Annotated in this window: 16 protein-coding genes and 1 tRNA gene; 6 read left to right on the top strand and 11 right to left on the bottom strand. The window is 51.6% G+C overall.

Features of this window, described 5'->3' with window-relative positions:
* Positions 1-42: 42 nt before the first annotated feature.
* The gene (locus DUT67_RS15200) at positions 43-906 is read left to right on the top strand and encodes a sugar phosphate isomerase/epimerase (protein WP_189339511.1); all 864 of its coding nucleotides are present in this window, start codon (positions 43-45) and stop codon (positions 904-906) included.
* Between the two features lie 78 nt (positions 907-984).
* On the opposite strand, the gene DUT67_RS15195 is transcribed toward DUT67_RS15200, so the two are convergent.
* From DUT67_RS15195 to DUT67_RS15180, 4 genes are all read right to left on the bottom strand, one after another.
* Positions 985-1,965 (bottom strand): LacI family DNA-binding transcriptional regulator, encoded by a 981-nt coding sequence (locus DUT67_RS15195; RefSeq protein WP_113632345.1) that lies wholly within the window; start codon positions 1,963-1,965, stop codon positions 985-987.
* A 124-nt stretch (positions 1,966-2,089) separates the two neighbouring features.
* On the bottom strand, positions 2,090-3,241 hold the full coding sequence (locus DUT67_RS15190; protein ID WP_113632346.1) for a Gfo/Idh/MocA family protein: 1,152 nt from the start codon (positions 3,239-3,241) through the stop codon (positions 2,090-2,092).
* The gene (locus DUT67_RS15185; protein ID WP_113632347.1) at positions 3,238-4,308 is read right to left on the bottom strand and encodes a sugar phosphate isomerase/epimerase; all 1,071 of its coding nucleotides are present in this window, start codon (positions 4,306-4,308) and stop codon (positions 3,238-3,240) included. The genes DUT67_RS15190 and DUT67_RS15185 overlap by 4 nt, the downstream gene beginning before the upstream one ends.
* A 141-nt stretch (positions 4,309-4,449) precedes the next feature.
* Positions 4,450-5,694: an MFS transporter gene (locus tag DUT67_RS15180; RefSeq protein ID WP_113627361.1), complete on the bottom strand. Its 1,245-nt coding sequence runs from the start codon at positions 5,692-5,694 to the stop codon at positions 4,450-4,452.
* A gap of 187 nt (positions 5,695-5,881) precedes the next feature.
* On the opposite strand from DUT67_RS15180, the gene glk reads away from it, so the two are divergent.
* A complete protein-coding gene (gene glk / locus DUT67_RS15175) occupies positions 5,882-6,847 on the top strand; it encodes a glucokinase (protein ID WP_113632348.1) in 966 nt (321 codons plus the stop codon).
* A gap of 81 nt (positions 6,848-6,928) precedes the next feature.
* Here glk and DUT67_RS15170 read toward each other — a convergent pair whose 3' ends face one another.
* Positions 6,929-7,750 carry a pyridoxal phosphatase gene (locus DUT67_RS15170; RefSeq protein ID WP_113632349.1) on the bottom strand — a complete coding sequence of 274 codons (822 nt, stop codon included), beginning with the start codon at positions 7,748-7,750 and terminating at the stop codon, positions 6,929-6,931.
* A 263-nt stretch (positions 7,751-8,013) separates the two neighbouring features.
* Between DUT67_RS15170 and DUT67_RS15165 the strand changes: the two genes are divergently transcribed.
* Positions 8,014-8,101 (top strand) — tRNA-Ser (locus tag DUT67_RS15165).
* A gap of 300 nt (positions 8,102-8,401) precedes the next feature.
* Positions 8,402-9,400: a 6-phosphogluconolactonase gene (pgl, locus tag DUT67_RS15160; protein WP_113632350.1), complete on the top strand. Its 999-nt coding sequence runs from the start codon at positions 8,402-8,404 to the stop codon at positions 9,398-9,400.
* A 131-nt stretch (positions 9,401-9,531) separates the two neighbouring features.
* Here pgl and DUT67_RS15155 read toward each other — a convergent pair whose 3' ends face one another.
* From DUT67_RS15155 to metG, 6 genes are all read right to left on the bottom strand, one after another.
* Positions 9,532-10,782: an LVIVD repeat-containing protein gene (locus tag DUT67_RS15155; RefSeq protein ID WP_113632351.1), complete on the bottom strand. Its 1,251-nt coding sequence runs from the start codon at positions 10,780-10,782 to the stop codon at positions 9,532-9,534.
* A 14-nt stretch (positions 10,783-10,796) separates the two neighbouring features.
* Positions 10,797-11,873, bottom strand: a complete 1,077-nt coding sequence (locus tag DUT67_RS15150; RefSeq protein ID WP_113632352.1) for a sugar ABC transporter substrate-binding protein — start codon at positions 11,871-11,873, stop codon at positions 10,797-10,799.
* Between the two features lie 267 nt (positions 11,874-12,140).
* The gene (gene fdnI, locus DUT67_RS15145; protein WP_014700653.1) at positions 12,141-12,776 is read right to left on the bottom strand and encodes a formate dehydrogenase-N subunit gamma; all 636 of its coding nucleotides are present in this window, start codon (positions 12,774-12,776) and stop codon (positions 12,141-12,143) included.
* Positions 12,769-13,677: a formate dehydrogenase subunit beta gene (fdxH, locus tag DUT67_RS15140; protein ID WP_014700652.1), complete on the bottom strand. Its 909-nt coding sequence runs from the start codon at positions 13,675-13,677 to the stop codon at positions 12,769-12,771. The genes fdnI and fdxH overlap by 8 nt, the downstream gene beginning before the upstream one ends.
* 12 nt (positions 13,678-13,689) lie before the next feature.
* Positions 13,690-16,737: a formate dehydrogenase-N subunit alpha gene (gene fdnG, locus DUT67_RS15135; RefSeq protein ID WP_113627366.1), complete on the bottom strand. Its 3,048-nt coding sequence runs from the start codon at positions 16,735-16,737 to the stop codon at positions 13,690-13,692.
* Between the two features lie 281 nt (positions 16,738-17,018).
* On the bottom strand, positions 17,019-19,049 hold the full coding sequence (gene metG, locus DUT67_RS15130; protein WP_113627367.1) for a methionine--tRNA ligase: 2,031 nt from the start codon (positions 19,047-19,049) through the stop codon (positions 17,019-17,021).
* Between the two features lie 223 nt (positions 19,050-19,272).
* Between metG and apbC the strand changes: the two genes are divergently transcribed.
* Complete coding sequence (apbC, locus tag DUT67_RS15125) at positions 19,273-20,382, top strand: iron-sulfur cluster carrier protein ApbC (RefSeq protein ID WP_039290855.1); 1,110 nt, start codon at positions 19,273-19,275, stop codon at positions 20,380-20,382.
* 179 nt (positions 20,383-20,561) lie between these two features.
* The gene (udk, locus tag DUT67_RS15120) at positions 20,562-21,203 is read left to right on the top strand and encodes a uridine kinase (RefSeq protein ID WP_011092995.1); all 642 of its coding nucleotides are present in this window, start codon (positions 20,562-20,564) and stop codon (positions 21,201-21,203) included.
* The last annotated feature ends 110 nt before the right edge of the window (positions 21,204-21,313 follow it).

The following is a 21,313-nucleotide window of genomic DNA, read 5'->3' as shown; positions in this document are numbered from 1 at the left end:
TTTGTTTTCACCTGTGCTACGGGATAAAAATAGGAGAAGGATATGCCTTGTATGACATTGTTACGCCGTGCGTTCGCGATACCGCTGTTGTTGATGGTTTCATCTGGTCTGGCGCTTGCTGAGCGTCCAGCAGAAAATCAGAAAATAGCGTTGCAGATGTATACGCTGCGTAGCGTGAGTACGCTTGATGAGCAATTCTCTATGGCGCACAACGCTGGATTTAAGGCCGTTGAGCTTGTGGGGACGCACGGTATCAGTGCGCCAGAAATGAAGGGGTTGCTGGGGAAATATCAGTTGAAAGCCATTGCTGCGCATGTCCAGTTTGGCGAACTGAAAGGTAATATGGCTGAGGTTGTGGCCTTTAACAAAGCCATCGGCAACCGCATGATTATCGTGCCGTGGCTCAATGTTGAAGACCGACCCAATAGCGCAGAGGGATGGCAGCGCTTTGGTGCGGAAATGAACGACCTTGGACGTGAACTGAAGAAGCAGGGCATGCAACTGGCTTATCACAACCACAATTTTGAGATGAAGAAGTATCGCGGTAAAACGGCGCTGGAAATCCTGTTAGATGCCGCAGAGCCAGAGAATCTGATGCTGGAAATGGATGTTGCCTGGGTATCCCGAGGTGGGCAGGATCCAGCGCGCCTTCTGCGCCAGTACAAAGGCCGTATTTACTCGATTCATGCGAAAGACAATACCTCCATCGGTATCCGCGATGATGAAATGAACTTTGCGCCACCGGGCGAGGGCATTTTGGCGTGGGAAGAGATTCTCCCTGCGGCGGCCAAAGCGGGCACCCAATGGTTTGTTGCTGAGCATGATTTGCCTAAAGATCCGCAGGCTATTATTTCCGCTGCTTACCAGTCGTTATATGAAAAACTGAGTAAGATAAAAAGTAAGTAAGAAATAGCGATACCAACCTGCGGTCAACGGGCCGCAGGTTGTCAGATGTGGGATTATGAACGGTGTATTCTTCGTGGGTTAGCTGGATGCCCGTTCGACAAACGTCCATTCCAGTAAGCGCTTTTCTGTTTCGCTGGCAGGCTGGTCAATCTGTTGTAACAGTAACTTCACGGCTTCTCTGCCGATATGCGCAGACGGCTGCTGAATAGTGCTGAGCTGCGGTGAGGTGATGTAGCCCAGCTCTGAACCGTCAAAACCGATCACGGCAATATCCTGCGGCGCACTCAGCCCCGCTTCACAGATTGCAGATAGTGCACCGGCTGCCAATGTGTCGGACACCACGAAGACGGCGTCCGGGCGCTCTGGGGCGTTAAGTAGCTCGTTCATTGCCGCTTTTCCACCCTGATAGCTCAAGGCGCTGGCGTATTCTACCTTGCCATAATCAAACGCATTTTCCGCGATAACGTCACGATAGCCTTTCTCTCGCTGCTGGGCGTAGAGATAATTCATATCGTGGTTAATCATCGCGATACGGCGGCGGCCTTTGCCAATAAAGTGATTAATGACAAAACGGGACGCCTCTGCATCATCAATACCGACGGATGAAACGGCGGAGGTATCATCATGCTCGGCGCACTGTACCCAAGGCGCGGTGCCAATCATGTCCTGAAGCGCTGACAGCGTCGAAATGGCGTCCATGGTAATCACGCCGTCGACCATTTTACCGGACAGCAGTTGCAGGCTGGAGTGGGCGCGAACGATATCAGAGCCGGAATTGCACAGAAGTATGCGGTAGCCATTTTCTTCTGCTTCCGCCTCAATGCCTTTTACCACATCGGCGCAGAAAGGGTTGGCAATGTTGGAAACCATGACCAAGAGCATGTGGCTGCGTGCGGTACGTAGCTGTCGGGCTAGTAAATTCGGCTGATAGTTACTGTTTTTTATCGCATTGAGAACACGTTCCCGGTTTTGCGGCTTCACGGTATCAATGTTGTTCAACACCCGTGAAACTGTTGCGACCGAGACACCCGCTATCCGTGCTATTTTTTGAATCGACATAATTCAGAAGGCACTCACGCTACTTATGCTTGGCTGAGCAGATTACCATAAATATCTCTGGCTGCATCCCGCAGGCGTCGCACCTGCGGGATGCATAACAGAAGAGAATGAATCGCCTGATACCTCAGTTAGCGACCTTCACCCACGTTTGCTGCTGATGGCTTTGTACGATGGCGTCAATGATGAACATGATGTTCGCACCGTCGTAGAAGGTGGCAAAATTGAACGGATCGACGCCGGGATGTTTGCCGTCGCGCAGGTAGGTGTAAAAATTCGCCATCATATTTTTGAACGCATCCGGCCAGCCTTCGATATGCCCACCAGGGAAGTGGACTGCGGCGGCGGCTTCCGGGTTCAGCAACGATGGATCATCCGACAACAGCTGATTGGGTTTATCGCGATGGCCGATCCATAGCTGCTGCGGTGTTTCCTGATCCCAGGCCAGCGATCGCTCGCTACCATTCACTTCGAACGTTAGGCGGTTTTTCCGGCCCGCGCTGACCTGAGAAACGGTAAACGATCCGCGGCTACCATCATCAAAGCGTAGTAAAACGGTCGCGTAATCTTCGGTTTTAACGGGTTTGTCGTCGTACTCGGGCAGCGTATCGGATGAGGAGAACGTGGCTGCACCATTCCGATTGGATTTGCGTATCGGATGGACGATAGCGAAATCAGCGAACACTTCGACAATTTTCCGGCCGGAAATAAATTGCACTGTATCGCACCAGTGCGAGCCGATATCAGCCACTGCACGAGAAATACCGCCGTATTCTGGTTCAACGCGCCAGTTATAGTCGGTGTCGCGCAGCATCCAATCTTGCAGATAGCCGCCGTGTAGCGCAAAGAGTCGGCCGATCTCCTGACGCTTAATCATGCTGGCAGCTTGCTGTACCATGCCAAACTGGCGATAGACAAAGCTGACGCCGTGGACAATGCCTTTTTCTTCCGCCAGCGCCACCAGTTCACGTGCTTCTTCGCTGGTCATACACAGCGGCTTTTCCGAAAAGACGTGTTTACCGGCCTGAATAATCTGCTTATTGATCGCCGCATGGAGATGGTTTGGCGTGCAGTTGTGGATCGCGTCGATGCCTGGATGATTTAACAAATCAGCGACGCTGCCGTAGGCATGAGGAATGTTGAGCTGACGGGCTTTCTGTTGAGCGACATCCAGCGAGTTTTCCGCCAGTGCGACCACATCAACAAAGCCGAGCCGACGAATCGCCTCTATATGTGCCGGGCCAATAAAACCGGAACCAATAATACCAACGCGGATCATTCTGCGTCCTCCCCTTTTAATCCCAACATTTTTCTTACTAACGGACGATCGTCGCTGGTGGCGGCAAAATCGTCAAAGGCGCGCTGAGCGACAGGGATAATGTGGCGATTGATGAATGCCGCACCTTCTTTCGCCCCGCAATTGCTGTCTTTCAGGCAGCATTCCCACTCAAGCACCGCCCAGCCGTCGTAATCGTATTGTGCAAGTTTGCTGAAGATAGCGCCAAAATCGATCTGCCCATCCCCCGGTGAACGGAAACGCCCGGCGCGTTCAGCCCATGACTGATAGCCGCCGTAGACGCCGCTTTTGCTTGATGGGGTAAATTCTGCATCTTTCACATGGAACGCTTTGATTCGCGCATGGTAGCGATCGATAAAGCCAAGGTAGTCCATCTGCTGCAAATGCATATGGCTCGGATCGTAAAGAATGTTGGCGCGTGGGTGATGATTGACGACATCAAGGAAGCGTTCAAAGGTCACGCCGTCGTGTAAATCTTCGCCAGGATGCAGCTCGTAACACACATCCACGCCGTGTTCGTCAAAACAGTCGAGGATTGGTGTCCACAGTCGGCCGAGTTCTTTAAAGGCCTCCTGAATCAGTGCTTCTTTATGCGGTGGCCACGGGTAAAAATAGGGCCAGGCCAGCGCGCCAGAAAATGTGGCGTGGGCGTTGAGCCCTAAGCGTGAAGAGGCTTTTGCTGCCTGCTTTATCGCTGAGATCGCCCACTGCTGGCGAGCCTGCGGATTGCGGCGGTAGGCCAGCGGGGCGAAATCGTCAAAGGCAGCGTCATACGCAGGGTGGACGGCGACAAGCTGTCCTTCCAGATGGGTCGACAGTTCGCTGATAGTCAGCCCGTGCTGTGCCAATAGACCTTTCACCTCATCACAGTACGTTTGGCTGTCGGCGGCGGTGGCGAGATTGAATATATGTGGATGATTGCAGGGAATTTGCAGCGCTTTAAAGCCTAATCCGGCTGCCCATTGCGCCAGATTTTCCAGCGAGTTAAAGGGAGCCTGATCGCCAATATACTGGGCGAGAAAAATACCCGGTCCTTTTAACGTTTTCATTATTACCTCCTTTGGCAACGGGTTGTGGTCATGAATACCGTTGCACGATTGCGATAGCAGTAGTGGAGAATGCGTAAGGATGAGGTGCGTGCCATAGGCGGCCTCATCCCGTTTTCTCCTTAAGTAATCCGTATCAGACGGTTAGGCGCGTTCTTCTTTATATTTGAAGGAGAAGAGGAAAATGATGGAGATAATGGCCGCAGCAATCGCAGGAACCCACCAGAACGTTGCCCAGATTTCGGGAGCGTTTAGCGTACCGTTGTCGAAGAGGCGGTTGTAAATCGCACCGGAAACCTGCGATCCCAGCAGCATGCCGATCCCGTAGGTGAACAGAACCACCAGACTTTGTGCCTGACCTTTGATTTTTTCTCCGGCGATACGATCGGTGTAGATGAAGCCAATGACGAAGAAGAAGTCATAGCAAACGCCGTGCAGCAGGATGCCGATGTAGAGCAGCCAGCGCGTTTCTTCATTCACGCCCATGGCGAAGAGGGCATAGCGCACGAACCACGCCACCATGCCGATGAACAGCATGTATTTCACACCCAGCTTTCTAAACAGCAGCGGGATGATCAGCATAAAGACGATTTCGGACATCTGACCAAATGACATGGCGGTGCTGACGTCGCTGATGCCCGCATTGCTCAGGAAGGACGCGGTGTAAGCATAATAGGTGCCTAGCGGGATGGAGATCAGCATGGCGCAGATGGCAAATACCAGAAAATGACCTTTTTTCAGCAGCGCGAATGCATCGGCACAGAACAGATCGCGCAACGCCAGCGGTAAGCCTTTTGCCGGGGCTGGGGTATGCGGTAGCGTCAGGCTGTAGGCTGCCAGAATGGCAGAACACGCGGCAGCGACGTAGAAAATATTGACGCTTGCTGAGATGCCTGCTGTCCCGATGCAGACTCCGGCGACAATCCAACCGATGGTGCCGAAGACCCGCACAACAGGGAAGCTTTTCTCACTATTAGTCAGGTTATGGAATGCGATGTTGTTGGTTAATGCCAGCGTTGGCATAAAGCACAGCGTGTAGGCGAACAGCAGGATCAATAGCTGTGAGCCGTCTTCATTGATCAACGCGGCAGGAACAAACCACAGGATGACCGCGCCGATGAGGTGCAGCAGCGCCATGACTTTCTGTGAGGGGAAGAAGCGGTCAACCACCATGCCCAGCACAAATGGAGAAAGGATCGAGGCGATCGGCCCAGCAGAGAAGGCGTCGCCAATCATGGCGGCCAAATTATACTGTGTCATAACCAAGCCAAGGGTGACTGACCATGAACCCCAGATGAAGAACTCTAAGAACATCATGAGCGATAGTCTGGGAACCACGAAGGCTGGCTGTAACGATTGGGTAGTGGTGTTTTCAGATGAAGAAACCATACGGTATCCCTCTTAAAAGTAATCGATTACAATTTGTGTTTTCAGAATGTAATCGATTACTTTTAACTTAACCGCAGCTTTTAGCCATAAATGAGATCCTTATCACTAGAAAGTTATATAGCCATAGCGTAGCGGGCTGTTTTCGCGCAATGATCGGATATCTGCTTTGCTTGAGGGGAAAAGAAGAATGACGCACTTTGTTTTAGTGGGCGATGTCGGCGGCACCAATACGCGTTTGGCGCTGTGTGACGCCATGACGGGTGAATTGTCGCAAATCGAGACGTATTCCGGGTTGGATTTCCCTTCTCTGGAAGGGGCGATTCGTGATTATCTCGATTCGCGGCAGGTCACGGTGCAGGACGCCTGTATCGCGATTGCCTGCCCGATTACTGGTGACTGGGTGGCGATGACGAACCACACCTGGGCATTTTCCATCGCTGAAATGAAAGCGAGTCTGGGTTTACGCCACTTTGAGGTTATCAACGATTTTACTGCTGTTTCCATGGCGGTTCCGGTGATGGGGAGTGAAAGTTTGCTTCAGTTCGGTGGCGGGGAACCCGTGCCGGGTAAGCCCGTTGCTGTGTATGGCGCAGGCACTGGGTTGGGTGTCGCTCATTTGGTTCATGTTGCCAACCAATGGATCAGCCTACCAGGTGAAGGGGGACATGTGGATTTTGCGCCCAATAGCGATGAAGAAGACAACATTCTGGCTATTCTGCGTCAATCATTAGGGCATGTTTCTGCTGAGCGTTTGCTGTCTGGGCAGGGGCTAGTGAACATTTATCGTGCCATCGTGCTGTCTGACGATCGCACACCGGAAGCGTTGGAACCGAAAGATATTACCGAACGTGCCGTCAACAATACGGACGTGGATTGTCGTCGCGCGCTGTCGCTATTCTGCGTCATCATGGGGCGCTTCGGTGGTAATTTGGCGCTGAATTTAGGCACGTTTGGCGGCGTTTATATTGCTGGCGGCATCGTACCGCGCTTTCTGGAGTTTTTTAAAGCCTCTGGCTTTCGCGCGGCTTTTGAAGATAAAGGGCGGTTTAAAGGCTATATGCAGGATATCCCCGTGTACCTGATTACCCATGAACAGCCAGGATTAATGGGGGCGGGGGCTTACCTGCGACAGGTGCTGGGCAGCGCGCTGTAAGTCTGTTCAATAGTCGAACGCAATCAGGAAAAGCGACGTGACCGCCTACTATCACACGTTGCCTGATTGCGTAATCGCGGGTTATGCCAGAATGCGGGTGCGGATAAGATCTGCGATGCTAGGTTCTTCATTGCTGCCAATCACCAGATCGGCACGCGCTTTGATCTCGTCGGCGCTGTTGCCCATTGCAACACCCAATCCTACGCCTTCTAGCATGCTGATATCATTAAAGTTATCGCCAAATGCTACGACGTCCTTCATGCTGATACCTTGCTCGCCGAGCCATTGCTGAAGCAGTTTTCCTTTGCTATTGCCGGTTTGGGCGATATCAACCTGATCCTGCCATGACCACTCGCAGGCCAATCCGAGCTGCTTTTCCACTTCTGCGGCGAAATTGTTCAGCGTGGGGACATCGGCGTGTGTGGTCGCGAATTTCCAGATGTCGTGAGATGCCTCTGTCTGACGCACCAGATTTTCCACCTGTGCGAAACGTGGGCGCTGCTGCTCCGGCAGGCTAGAAGCCCATGCCAGCGTGCGAACCACGTGTCCGGTAGGATACTGGTAATACATGTCGTCATCGGCATACATCAACCCATGAATATCAAATTCTTCCAGCAGTGTGATGACATTTTTTGCCTGATCGACAGAGAGCGGATTGGTGTGTGATGCTTGACCTTTTTGGTAATCATAGACATAGGTGCCGTTGCAGCAGATTGCGGGCGTATCCAACTGCAATCCCTGATAAAAAGGGTGGATTGCTGAGTGGTGGCGTCCAGTGACGATCATCACTTTTATGCCTTGCTGACGAGCCAGCGCGAGGGCGCTAAGAGATTCAGGGAGGATTTTTTTCTGTTGATTCAGTAGCGTACCATCAAGATCAAGTGCAATTACTCGGTAGGTCATAGTTGTCTCGCAAATAAAAATGTGGGTATCAAATTACCCTTACGATAAAGGACACGGCGAAAAATAGACAGACAACAGCGAGATAAAAGTGTTTAAGGTTGGCTTGGTGACGAAGTATTCGGTGTTGTGGGATGAAATGGGCTTCTAGAGGATGTTATTGTCTATTTTCTATGCTTTCAACGGTTTATCATCTATTTTTTAATCAATCAATCACAACGTAGCTTTACAATACGCGGCGTACTGTTTATAGTGCGCGTCATTGCGGAGGAGTGGCCGAGTGGTTGAAGGCACCGGTCTTGAAAACCGGCGACGCGAAAGTGTTCTAGAGTTCGAATCTCTACTCCTCCGCCACTTTCAATGTATCTTCTGTATTTCTTCTTGTTGTCCTTTTATCTTCCCTTAATGTTCTGTGCCATTACTTTTCATCATCCATTCATTATTGCTCCATCATCTGCGCCCGTTAGCCAAATCGATCGTTACTTAAATCAGCTATTGCTTAAATCAATAGTAGCCTTGCGATGTCTCTGTAGAATAGAGTGATTGGTCATTTATGGTCTACGTGCGTCAGGGCAAGCCAGTTCGTTATCCTTTCAATGAACCTCTTCTGAGCTTTCCTGTGCCGCCACATTCGCGTGAAATAAGGAGAATACGATGCAGCAAGTGGTTTATGTCGCCAGCCCGGAAAGCCAGCAGATTCATGTTTGGCAGCTCGGTGCTCAGGGAAATCTGACATTATTGCAAACCGTTGAAGTCCCAGGGCAGGTTCAGCCGATGACGATCGCGCCAAATAAGCGCCACCTGTATGTCGGTGTTCGTCCTGACTTCAGGGTTCTAAGCTATCGTATTGATGAACTGGGTAAATTGACGGAAGCGGGCGTTGCCTCTTTGCCGGGTAGCCCGACACACCTGTCTACCGATAATGATGGACGTTTCCTGTTCAGCGCGTCTTACAGTGGCGCTTGCGTTAGCGTTAGCCCGATTGATGCTGATGGCATTGTTGGCGAACCAATTCAGCAGCTAGATGGATTGGAAGGGTGCCACTCTACTAATATCGATCCAACCAATACCGTTGTGTGGGCGCCTTGCCTGAAAGAAGACCGTATCCGCCTGTACGATCTGGGTACGGCGGGCGAATTGAGTGCACATCAGCAGGCTGAAATGACGACGGTATCGGGTGCCGGTCCGCGCCATATGGCTTTCCACCCGAATCAGCGCTTTGCCTATTGCGTGAATGAACTGGACAGTTCAGTCGATGTGTATCAATTAGATGCAGCCAGCAGCGACGTGCAGAAAGTGCAGACATTGGATGCTATGCCTGTTGGCTTCAGTGATACGCGCTGGGCGGCAGATATTCACATCACGCCGAATGGCAGTTTCCTGTACATCAGCGATCGTACAGCCAGCTTGTTGAGCGTTTTCCAGGTATCTGAAGACGGTAGCACGTTAACGCTGACTGGACATCAGCCGACCGAAACGCAGCCGCGCGGCTTCAATATCGATCACACTGGTGAGTTCCTGATTTCAGCAGGGCAGAAGTCGCAGCATATTGAGGTCTATCACATCGATCAGCACACGGGCGATCTGCAACCGCTGGCGCGTTACGCCGTCGGCCAAGGGCCAATGTGGGTGTCGGTGCTGGCGCTGGACTAACTACGAGAAGCACAACATTAAGATTAAGCCCTGCGTTGATCCGCAAGGCTTTTTTTGTCGCTAATTTTGTGAAATGCTAATGTTGTGACGTGTTGATGCTGTGAAGTGTTGATTATGCAGAGGGGCGACAATTAGCCCCGGTATTCGATAATCGACAAACCTGCGTTGTAATCCGTGCTGTAGATAATGCCATCGGCATCAACAAACACATCACAAGACTGAATAATCTGCGGCCTGCCGGGGCGTTTATCGACCATTGTGGCTGGCGCAGCAGGTACCAGTGCACCAGTTTCTTTCGGCTGATACGGATTACTGATGTCATAAGCCCGTACTCCCGCATTTTGATACGTGGCGAAAATCAGTGATGAACTGATGAAGCTGCCGGGTCGATTTTCATGCAGGTTATGTGGGCCAAAGTGCGCGCCTTTCTTCACATAATCCGTCTCTTTCGGCTGTGGAAAGGTAGCGATGCTGACTGGATTACTCGGTTCACGAATGTCGAACACCCAAATCAATTTCTCGCCATCTTCCTGATTATCCAATACCGCTTCATCCAATACGATCAACAGATCGCGATCCGGTAGCGGTAGCGCCGTGTGTGTGCCACCGCCAAATGGTGGGCTCCAGTTACGGTGGCTGATGAGCTGTGGATTGGTGCGATCGCTCACGTCCAGCAGCGTCAAGCCGCCATCACGCCAGCTTCCGTAGGCGGTGTCGCCGCTGATGATGGCATGGTGAAGCGCGTAACGCTTACCTTCCGGCCAGCTTGCGGTTTCTCCGCCAGCGGTATGCATGCCGGGTAACCAATAACGTCCTGCAACTTCAGGGTGCTGCGGATCGGCCAGATCGATAGTCAGAAAGATGTAGTCGCTATAGCCGTCGAGCAAAGCAGAGACATAGGCCCAACGCCCGCCCACGTACCAGATGCGGTGAATGCCGATGCCGTCTAACGGCAGGAAGCTGATTTCGCGCGGTTTATCCGGCGTTGAAATATCGAAAACCCGTAATCCGGCGCTCCAGCTTTTGCCTTGCTGTTTGGTACTGACGGTATCGGCGACGGAGCGGGTGTAGTAGACCTTTTCCTCGGCGAAGCTGGCATCGGCAAACAAATCGCGCGCATTGACGACGAGCAGGAGGTCATCATGCGTTTGCAGATGGATGTTCCAGGTGCCGGGCGGGGCAGCAATAAACCCCGCTGGCTTGGGATTCTTGGCATCGCGCACATCCACAATCGACACGCCTTGTGAAACCATGTGCCCGATGTAAGCGTAGCCGCGATGAACCATCACCTGCACGCCATCGGGTCTGCCGCCCTGATCGCTGTGTCCAATCAGCCGCATATTGCGGCTGTAATCGGGTGTTGGCAGAGGAGTCGATGCCATGAGTTATCTCCGTATTATTTCGCTTGTTTGGCTTCCAGTGTAGCAAACCACGGTGCGATAAAATCATCCGTATGGCCCCAGCCTGGGATGATTTTCGCCAATCCGGCGACGTTGACCGCGCCCGGCTGGCTGGCTAACAGTGCTTGTGGAATTGCAGCGGCACGGAACTCGTAGGTTGCTGGCGTCGGTTCACCAGCAATCTTGTTGGCAACCAGACGCAGGTTCACTTTACCGATCAGCTTAGGATCGACGGCCACGCTGACTTTCCACGGGCTGCTCGCTTCGCGCATCAGTTGTAAATCCTGATTAGAGATGTCGATGCTATATAGCTTGATTTCAGTCCGGCCATTTTCTTTCAATGCTTTATAAGCACCCTGGCTAAAGGCATCCCACGATCCCCAGATCGCATCGATTTTGCCTTTCGGGTACTTCGCCAGTACCGCGCCGACTTTGTTGGCGGTATCACCTTGTACGTCAGAGGACACGGCACCAATCGATTCCAGTTCCTTGATGCCAGGGTTGGCTTTCAGGATTTGTTGATAAGCGAGCTGGCGGCGTTCCATCGGCGGGAAGCCTGCAACCCACAGTTTGATGATATTGGCTTTGCCGTTGAAGTCCTTCACCAGTTGGCCGAAGGATTCGTTAGTGAGTGAGGCGTCATCCTGTTGGGTGACGGTCACGCCCGGAATCTGGCCGTTCACGGCGGTATCAAACACGGAAACGGCAATACCGCTGTCGACGATGCGCTTAATCAAATCGGTAGAGTAGGGATCGCGGCCCTGTGACAGGATAATGCCATCATATTTCTGGCTAATGGCCTGATTCACGAAATCCTGAAAACGGGCGTCATCGCCGTTGCTCAGGAATGTGCTGACCTTGAAGCCTAGTTTTTTGCCTTCTTCGAGCACGCCGGAAACAAACTGCGTGGTGTTGTCGTCAGATCCCAGATTGCGGATAACGGCGATCCGAACCGGACCATTATGATTGGCGATAGCGGCTGGAATAGGGGCAATGGTGGCGTTCTGATTAGCCAGTGCCGGTAATGCTGTCAGTAAGCTCAGTGCAAGCAGGGCAGGCGTAAATTTCTTCATTATCAGCTCCGTGGCGTTTTATAAATTGATGTTGTGTCGATGACAGTATTGTTATGTAGTTTGCGTCACTACTTTATAGCTGTCTTTATGTCTGGATGTCTATTTAAAAATAATACTGCATCATAGCCGTTGAGCGATAGCCGAGAAAGAGGGGAGGATTATGACTTTTGGATTTAAGTTATAACGATTAGTGCTGACTGCGGATGCAAAGAAAAATGCCCGCGAGGCGGGCATTTAAGGAGAGCTGTTAGATGAGGAAAGAGTGAATTATTTCTTCGTCTCTTTCTCTTCCATTTCACGTGCCCAGCGCGGGTGGTGCTTACTCGCCCAGCGTTTGGAGACCTTGCCTTCAATCATGCCCTTGATCGAGCCTTTAACCCAGAATGCCATGTACATGTGGATCAGGATGGCATGGATTAGCACGATAGCCGCCGCCGCGTGAATCAGAATTGCATAGCGCACGACATCAATCGGGAACAGGTGAGCAAAATAAGGACGCCACATGATAACCCCGGTAATCAGCAGGACCAGCGTCAGCCCCATGATGCTCCAGAACATCATCTTCTGGCCTGGGTTGTATTTACCCACCTGAGCCACTTCATGTTCATTACCTTTCAACACTTCAATAATGTTGAGGAACCACGGCAGATCGCGCTTCTTCGGAATGTTATGACTAACAAAGCGGAAGAACATCGGGATCAGACAGATAACGATCAGCACGCCAAAGAACGGGTGCAGAATACGCCCCATTTGCGGCGTACCAAACGTCTGCGTCAACCATTGCAGGGTTGGGAAAAACAGAGCAATCCCTGAGAGCGCGACCAGGAAAAAGCTAATCACCACAATCCAGTGACAGATGCGATCGATAAACTTGGTGCGCAAAATCATTTTTGGTTTACTCATGTTTGTCTCCCCCTTCTTTATCTTCTCCCTCATGCTCATGCTCCATTTCCTCTGTGTTCGGACCCACACCGATGTAGTGGAACATTAACCCAGCAAAGGTGGCGACAAACCCTAGCGCAGAAAGCGGCTTCAGAATGCCTTTCCACAAATTGACTGGTGTCGAAATCTGCGGATCATCCGGCAGGTTGTGATAGAGCGATGGTCTGTCCGCGTGATGCAAAACATACATTACGTGCGTACCGCCCACGCCCTGTGGATCGTAGAGACCGGCGTGTTCATAACCACGGCTTTTCAGATCGGCGATGCGCTCTTCTGCCAGATGTTTCATCTCTTCTTTCGTACCGAAGCGAATGGCACCAGTCGGACAGGTTTTCACACAGGCAGGCTCTTGCCCAACGCTAACCCTGTCGACGCACAGCGTACATTTGTAGACGCGGTTATCTTCTTTATTCAGACGTGGAATATTGAACGGGCAACCAGCGATGCAATAGCCGCAGCCGATACAGTTTTCGGACTGAAAATCGACGATACCGTTGGCGTACTGGATGACAGCACCAGCGGAAGGACAGGCTTTCAGACAGCCTGGGTCGCTACAGTGCATACAGCCATCTTTACGGATCAGCCATTCCAGACGATCGTTCTCTTCCACTTCGGAAAAGCGCATCAGCGTCCAGGATTTAGCGCTCAGATCCGCAGGGTTATCATAAACCCCGAGGTTATGGCCGACTTCGTCACGAATGTCATTCCACTCTGAACAGGCCACCTGACAGCCTTTACAGCCGATACAGGTGGTGACGTCGATCAGTTTTGCCACTTCGCTTTTGTCATTACGCACATGCGGAGGCGGTGTAAAACCGTTGGTGGCCGAACGTTTAATAATATCTTGTGATTGCATTGACATAGTTGGCTACCCTTACACCTTCTCTACATTAACCAAAAACGCTTTGTATTCAGGCGTTTGTGAATTAGCGTCGCCGACGCTCGGGGTGAGTGTATTAGCCAGGAACCCTTTACGTGTGGTTCCTTCAAAGCCCCAGTGGCAGGGAATACCAATGGTTTCCACGCTGTGTCCGGCAATTTCCAGCGTTTTTATACGCTTGGTAACGACCGCTTTGGCTTTGATGTAGCCACGTTTGCTGGAGACTTTGACTTCATCGCCCGCTTTGATGCCTTTGCTCTTCGCCAGATTTTCACCGATCTCAACAAATTGCTCTGGCTGCACAATCGCGTTCAAACGCGCATGTTTTGTCCAGTGGCGGAACAATTCGGTAATCGAATACGTGGTCGCCACGTAAGGGAAGTCCTTCGCTGTACCCATTGTTTTCGCATCACGTGCAAATAAACGCGCTACCGGGCTGGAAATCACCGATGGATGCAACGGGTTAGTGCCGATAGGTGATTCGATCGGTTCGTAGTGCTCAGGGAACGGCCCGTCTACCAGTTTGTCCACAGAGAACAGACGTGCCAGACCTTCAGGCAACATGATGAACGGCCCGGTGTCTTTGCCCGGCGGCACGGTGGCGGCGAAATCTGGCACATCAATGCCTTGCCATCTCTGGCCGTTCCATTCCAGCAATTTGCGCTTGCTGTCCCACGGTTTACCTTGCAGGTCGGCGGAGGCGCGGTTGTAGAGGATGCGGCGGTTTTGCGGCCAGCACCATGACCAGTTCGGCGTGCAGCCCAGACCGGCATCAGCATTGTCGCGTTTATCCATCTGGTTACCGGCTTCCGTCCAACTACCGGCGTAAATCCAGCAGAAACTTGACGTCGTACCGTCATCACGCAGCTGTGAGAAATCAGCAACCTGCTGGCCTTTTTTCAGGATCAGTTTGCCGCTGTCGTCGTAGATGTCGGCCAGCGCCATACCATTGGCTTCACGGGCGATCTCTTCCGGCGTTGGATCTTCCGGGTCTTTATAGTTCCAGTTGATATTCATCAACGGATCGGAATAAGCCCCGCCTTCTTCGGTATACAGTTCACGCAGGCGCATCAGCAGCTTGCCGAGGATTTTACCGTCGTGATGAGCTTCTCCTGGTGGCTCGGCCGCCGCCCAGTGCCATTGCAACCAGCGACCAGAGTTGGCGATAGAGCCATTCTCTTCGGCAAAGCAAGAAGAAGGCAGACGGAAGACTTCAGTCTCAATGGACTTCGTATCCACATCATTGAATTCGCCGTAATTCTGCCAGAACGTGGACGTTTCAGTGATCAACGGATCGATGATGACCATATACTTGAGTTTGGAGAGTGCTTCGGTCGCTTTGTTCTTGTTGGAGAATGCGGCAACGGGGTTAAAGCCTTGAACGATGTAGCCGTTCATTTTGCCTTCTACCATCAGCTCGGTTTGCACCATGACGTCATAGCTACGATCCCACTTCGGTAACCAGTCATAACCCCAGTTATTCGCAGCCTGTGCGTGATCGCCGTAGAAGCTTTTCATCATACTGATAAAGAACTTCGGCGTGTTTTTCCAATAGTTAACCTGATCGGGCAACAGTGCTGTTGGCGTAATTTGCGTGAGATAGGTTTTCAGATCCGGCTGTTTTTCTGACGGCAGCGGCATATAGCCAGGCAAGTTTGTCGTTAGCAGTCCGAGGTCGGTATAGCCCTGAATATTGGAGTGACCGCGTAGGGCGTTGATGCCGCCACCGGCCATGCCGATATTGCCTAGCAAAAGCTGGATCATGGCTGCTGAGCGGATAATCTGCGCACCGTTAGTGTGGTGCGTCCAGCCCAGTGCATACATGAACGTCGCGGTTTTATTTGGCACACAGGTTTCTGCCAGCGTGCGGCAAATGGTTTCATAATCTTTGGCTGACGTACCACACAGAGAGGTCACCATTTCCGGCGTATAGCGGGAAACGTGTTTTTTCAGCAGGTTCCAGACGCAGCGTGGGTGAGACAATGTGGTGTCGCGTTTGGCAAAGCCAGACTCATCCAACTCATACTGCCAGCTGGATTTATCATATTGGCGAGTTTGCTCATCGTAGCCGCTGAACAAGCCTTCGTCGAAGTTGAAATCTTCACGCACGATCAGGCTGGCGCTGGTGTAGGACACCACATATTCGCGATGAATTTTCTCATGTGTGATGAGGTAGTTAACAATGCCTAGCAGGAAAGCGGCATCGGAACCCGCGCGAATTGGCGCATACAGATCGGCAACGGCAGCGGAACGGTTAAAACGCGGATCGACAACAATCAATTTTGCATTATTGTGCGTTTTCGCTTCAACAGCCCATTTGAAACCAACCGGGTGCGCTTCTGCCGGGTTACCGCCCATCACGATAATGACGTTGGCGTTTTTGATATCAACCCAGTTGTTGGTCATCGCGCCACGGCCGAATGTCGGTGCCAGTGCGGCGACGGTAGGTCCGTGACACAAGCGAGCCTGACAGTCGATTGCAACCATGCCAAGTGCGCGGGCAAATTTCTGGTCGAGAACACCGGTTTCATTGCTGGCGGCAGAAGAGCACAGCATGCCAGTCGTCAGCCAGCGGTTAACGGTTTCGCCTTTCGCGTTGGTGCGTTGGAAGTTGGCGTCGCGGTCAGCTTTCATCAGGCGCGCGATGCGTTCAATCGCGTCGTCCCAGCTGATTCGTTGCCATTTGTCTGAGCCCGGCGCGCGGTATTCAGGGTAGAGCAGGCGGTTTTCGCTGTGGATGTAGTCGACCAGGCCCGCACCTTTCGGGCAAAGGGAGCCGCGGCTGACTGGATGATCCGCATCACCTTCGATATGAAAAATGGAGGGTTTTGCATTCTTGGCGCCATCGCCCAAGCTATACATGAGCACACCACAACCGACCGAACAGTATGTGCAGTTGTTACGCGTCTCTTTCGCTCGTAACAGTTTGTATTGACGTACTGATGCCATTGCTTCCGTGGGTGTAAAGCCTAATACCGCGAGAGTGGTTCCAGCCATCCCCCCCGCGCAAACTTTAAAGAAACCTCTTCTATTCAGTTGCATTAGTTTCCCTGTGTAATTATGTGTCATTTTTGTTGCGAGCAATTTAACAACACACAATTTGTGGGCTTTGCGCAAAATCAAAATTTAAGTATTTAAATCCCCATTACACCTACAAAGAGGTATTTTTTTTATGCGCTGTATATTGTAATACATAACGTTTTTGTTATTTCATGGTTACAAATTATGCGGAGCGACGAATCGGTCGGAGGGGAATAAGCGGATATTTGTGGCGGAATTGTTGCAAAAAAAAAGCCGGATAAGAATCCGGCTTGATGTGGTTTTTATTTGACCTGCATACCAGGTTGAGCACCGCTGTCCGGACTCAGCAGGAAGATATCTTTCCCGCCCGGACCCGCTGCCATCACCATACCTTCTGATATGCCGAAGCGCATTTTACGTGGAGCCAGATTGGCGACCATCACAGTTAAACGGCCTTCCAGTTTCGCTGGATCGGGATAAGCCTCACGAATGCCTGAGAAGACCTGGCGAGTTTCGCCGCCCAGATCCAACGTCAGACGCAATAGCTTGTCAGAGCCGTCAACAAGCTCGGCTTGCTTAATGAGTGCAATACGCATATCGACTTTGGCAAAATCGTCAAAGTTAATGGTGTCTTGCACTGGGTTGTCAGCCAACGGGCCAGATACGACGTTTTGCGCTGTGACCATGTCTTCTTTAGAGGCGTCAACCATTGCGCTGACTTTATCCAGATCGATGCGGTTGAACAGCGCTTTGAATGGATTAACCTGATGGCTCAGCAGCGGGGTAGTGATAGCATCCCAGCTCAGTTCCGTGTTCAAAAAGGCTTCTGTACGTTGCGTCAGCGCAGGCAGAACTGGCTTCAGGTACGTCATCAATACGCGGAACAGGTTAATGCCCATTGAGCAAATAGCTTGCAGATCGGCATCCCGACCTTCTGCTTTCGCCACCACCCAAGGAGCTTGTTCGTCAACATAGCGGTTGGCGATATCCGCCAGTGCCATGATCTCACGAATGGCACGCCCGGATTCACGGCTGTTGTAGGCTTCCGCAATGCTGGCGCCAGCGTCGGTGAAGGTCTTGTACAGCTCAGGATCGGCCAGCTTGTCCGCCAGTTTGCCGTCAAAGCGTTTGCTGATGAAACCCGCATTACGCGATGCCAGATTCACAACCTTGTTCACGATGTCCGCATTCACGCGCTGGACGAAATCTTCCAGATTGAGGTCGATGTCATCAATGCGAGAAGACAGTTTTGCGGCGTAGTAATAGCGTAGGCAATCGGCATCCAGATGTTGCAGGTAGGTGCCTGCTTTAATGAAGGTGCCGCGTGATTTAGACATCTTGGCGCCGTTGACCGTAACATAGCCATGCACGAACAGATTGGTTGGTTTACGGAAACCGCTGCCTTCCAACATGGCTGGCCAGAACAGGCTGTGGAAATAAACGATGTCTTTACCGATGAAGTGATACAAATCCGCGTCTGAGTCTTTCTTCCAGAAATCATCGAAATTCAGATCGCCACGTTTGTCACACAGGTTCTTGAACGAGCCCATGTAGCCGATTGGTGCATCTAGCCAGACGTAAAAATACTTGCCCGGCGCATCAGGGATTTCAAAGCCAAAATATGGCGCATCGCGGGTAATGTCCCACTGTTGCAGACCAGAATCGAACCACTCCTGCATCTTGTTGGCGACTTGCTCCTGCAATGCACCAGAACGTGTCCAGGCTTGCAGCATGTCGCTGAAAGCCGGTAGATCGAAGAAGAAGTGTTCTGATTCACGCATCTCCGGCGTCGCACCAGAAACCGCGGACTTCGGTTCGATCAGCTCCGTTGTGCTGTAGGTTGCGCCACACACTTCACAGTTATCGCCATATTGATCGGCAGCCTTACATTTCGGGCAGGTGCCTTTAACGAAACGATCCGGCAGGAACATACCTTTCTCTGGATCGTACAACTGAGAAATCGTGCGGTTTTTAATAAAACCGTTCTCTTTCAAACGACCATAAATCAGGCCTGACAGCTCACGGTTCTCTTCGCTATGCGTAGAGTGGTAGTTGTCATAACTGATATTGAAGCCGGCAAAGTCCTGTTGATGCTCCTGACTCATTGCTGCAATCATCTGTTCTGGCGCAATCCCCATCTGCTGTGCTTTCAGCATGATCGGCGTGCCGTGAGCGTCGTCCGCACAGATAAAGTGAACCTGGTTGCCGCGCATTCGCTGGTAACGAACCCAGATATCGGCTTGAACGTGTTCAAGCATATGACCGAGGTGAATCGAACCATTAGCGTAAGGCAGCGCGCACGTTACCAAGATTTTCTTTGCGACTTGAGTCATGAGGAACTTGCTTTCTTTTGTGAATAGAGGGAGATCGATGTTAACCGATAGCGCCTTGCTGCGTAAACCGCTGGCGTGAGTAAAAACGGCAGGAAACACCCTGGCAGATTCTATTTTGCGTAGCGTTTCCACGTTTTTGATGCCGAAGGGCGTCAGGTGACTATGGCTCTGATATGCTATACACGATCTCAACGGTAAAATATGAGAATTTCAAGGAGCCGGAATGAACGCTACAGTCCCCGAACAACGTCCTGAAGCATTGCGTGCGATGGTCACCGGGGTTTTATCTACTTTTCAGCACCCGACACTGAAAAACAATCTGACGACACTGAATGCGCTACGCCATTGTGCGTTGCTGGATAATGTCTTGCACATCGAACTGACGATGCCGTTTGTCTGGCTCAGTGGTTTGGCAGTATTAAAAGAAACGGTTAGCGATGAGTTATTACGCTTATCAGGCGCGAAGGCAGTCGAATGGCGCTTAACGCACGATATCGCTACGCTGCGCCGGGTTAACGATCAGGCTGGCGTGAAGGGCGTGAAAAACATCATTGCCGTCAGTTCTGGTAAAGGTGGGGTCGGCAAATCGAGTACGGCGGTCAACATGGCGCTGGCATTGGCTGCAGAAGGTGCGAATGTGGGCATTCTGGATGCCGATATCTACGGCCCTTCTATTCCGACCATGCTGGGTTCTGCCAGTGAGCGTCCAACGTCGCCTGATGGTCAACACATGGCGCCGATTATCGCGCATGGCCTGGCAACCAACTCGATTGGTTATCTGGTGACGGACGATAATGCGATGGTGTGGCGTGGCCCGATGGCCAGTAAAGCGTTATTGCAATTGCTACAGGATACGCTCTGGCCGGATCTGGATTATCTGGTGTTAGATATGCCGCCGGGCACGGGTGATATCCAACTGACGCTGGCGCAGAGTATTCCTGTCACCGGTGCGGTTGTCGTGACGACGCCACAGGATATCGCGCTGATGGATGCCATGAAGGGCATCGCGATGTTTGAAAAAGTCAGCGTGCCGGTGCTGGGTATCGTTGAGAACATGAGCGTACATATTTGCAGCAACTGTGGTCATCTGGAACCGATCTTCGGAACGGGCGGTGCGCAGAAGCTGGCGGAAAAATATCACTGTTCTCTGTTAGGTCAGCTTCCTCTACATATTTCCCTGCGTGAAGACCTTGACCGTGGTGAGCCGACTGTGGTTAGCCAGCCGGACAGTGAGTTTACTTCTCTGTACCGTGAACTGGCGGGACAGGTTGCCGCTCAACTCTACTGGCAGGGGAACGTTATCCCCAGTGAGATTTCTTTCCGAGCGCTGTAACGCTTCTATCAATGCCGGGCATCGTCCCGGCTTGTTGACTGCATCAGTGCCTTGTTTCCCCTGACGCAATACGCGGAAAGGGTGGCGTGAAGGGGGCTAACTCCCTATAATTGCCGCGTCAAAGCGCCTGTTGGCGCATTCCCCTCTCTTTTATTTATGTTAATCAGGTCGTTAATACCATGACTGATCAGTCTCACCAGTGCGTCATCATCGGGATCTCAGGAGCGTCCGCTTCGGGTAAAAGTCTTATTTCCAGCACCTTGTATCGTGAATTGCGCGATCAGGTTGGTGATCAGCATATCGGGGTGATATCTGAGGACAGTTATTATAAAGATCAAAGCCACCTGACCATGGAAGAGCGAGTAAAAACCAACTATGACCACCCAAGCTCGATGGATCACAGCCTGCTAATCAAGCATTTACAGATGCTGAAATCGGGTCAGGCCATCGAAGTCCCGCAGTACAGCTACGTCGAGCACACCCGTAAACAGGAAACAGTGCATATTGAACTGAAAAAGGTCATTATCCTGGAAGGTATCCTGCTGCTGACGGATGCGCGCCTGCGCAATGAGATGAATTTTTCTATTTTTGTCGATACGCCACTGGATATTTGCCTGCTGCGCCGTATGCGTCGCGACGTTAATGAGCGTGGCCGTTCAATGGACTCCGTGATGGAACAGTATCAAAAGACCGTGCGCCCGATGTTCCTGCAATTCATTGAACCCTCTAAGCAGTATGCCGATATTATCGTGCCGCGCGGCGGGAAAAACCGCATTGCGATTGATATTTTGAAAGCCAAGATAAGCCAGTTTTTTGAATAATATGTCCTGAATCATTCAGGTTGCGTGACAAAACGTGAGCGTTTTGAACAACGCTCTGCGTTGGTCCTTTAGGACAAGGCCGTATGGCCTTGTAACGCGGCAATCGAGCG

Origin of the sequence: Pectobacterium peruviense (assembly GCF_003312355.2) — a bacterium.
GTDB lineage: Bacteria > Pseudomonadota > Gammaproteobacteria > Enterobacterales > Enterobacteriaceae > Pectobacterium > Pectobacterium peruviense.
The sequence above is the reverse complement of the archived record's forward strand: the minus strand, read 5'-3'. Positions and strand labels throughout refer to the sequence as shown.

What these genes read in the sequence shown, in the direction of transcription:
- udk (WP_011092995.1), top strand. Translation starts at nt 20,562, where the DNA reads ATGACTGATCAGTCTCACCAGTGCGTCATCATCGGGATCTCAGGAGCG.
- fdnG (WP_113627366.1), bottom strand. Translation starts at nt 16,737, where the DNA reads ATGCAACTGAATAGAAGAGGTTTCTTTAAAGTTTGCGCGGGGGGGATG.
- DUT67_RS15170 (WP_113632349.1), bottom strand. Translation starts at nt 7,750, where the DNA reads ATGACCTACCGAGTAATTGCACTTGATCTTGATGGTACGCTACTGAAT.
- DUT67_RS15150 (WP_113632352.1), bottom strand. Translation starts at nt 11,873, where the DNA reads ATGAAGAAATTTACGCCTGCCCTGCTTGCACTGAGCTTACTGACAGCA.
- DUT67_RS15190 (WP_113632346.1), bottom strand. Translation starts at nt 3,241, where the DNA reads ATGATCCGCGTTGGTATTATTGGTTCCGGTTTTATTGGCCCGGCACAT.
- DUT67_RS15200 (WP_189339511.1), top strand. Translation starts at nt 43, where the DNA reads ATGCCTTGTATGACATTGTTACGCCGTGCGTTCGCGATACCGCTGTTG.
- apbC (WP_039290855.1), top strand. Translation starts at nt 19,273, where the DNA reads ATGAACGCTACAGTCCCCGAACAACGTCCTGAAGCATTGCGTGCGATG.
- DUT67_RS15155 (WP_113632351.1), bottom strand. Translation starts at nt 10,782, where the DNA reads ATGGCATCGACTCCTCTGCCAACACCCGATTACAGCCGCAATATGCGG.
- DUT67_RS15195 (WP_113632345.1), bottom strand. Translation starts at nt 1,965, where the DNA reads ATGTCGATTCAAAAAATAGCACGGATAGCGGGTGTCTCGGTCGCAACA.
- pgl (WP_113632350.1), top strand. Translation starts at nt 8,402, where the DNA reads ATGCAGCAAGTGGTTTATGTCGCCAGCCCGGAAAGCCAGCAGATTCAT.
- DUT67_RS15185 (WP_113632347.1), bottom strand. Translation starts at nt 4,308, where the DNA reads ATGAAAACGTTAAAAGGACCGGGTATTTTTCTCGCCCAGTATATTGGC.
- fdnI (WP_014700653.1), bottom strand. Translation starts at nt 12,776, where the DNA reads ATGAGTAAACCAAAAATGATTTTGCGCACCAAGTTTATCGATCGCATC.
- fdxH (WP_014700652.1), bottom strand. Translation starts at nt 13,677, where the DNA reads ATGTCAATGCAATCACAAGATATTATTAAACGTTCGGCCACCAACGGT.
- DUT67_RS15180 (WP_113627361.1), bottom strand. Translation starts at nt 5,694, where the DNA reads ATGGTTTCTTCATCTGAAAACACCACTACCCAATCGTTACAGCCAGCC.
- metG (WP_113627367.1), bottom strand. Translation starts at nt 19,049, where the DNA reads ATGACTCAAGTCGCAAAGAAAATCTTGGTAACGTGCGCGCTGCCTTAC.
- glk (WP_113632348.1), top strand. Translation starts at nt 5,882, where the DNA reads ATGACGCACTTTGTTTTAGTGGGCGATGTCGGCGGCACCAATACGCGT.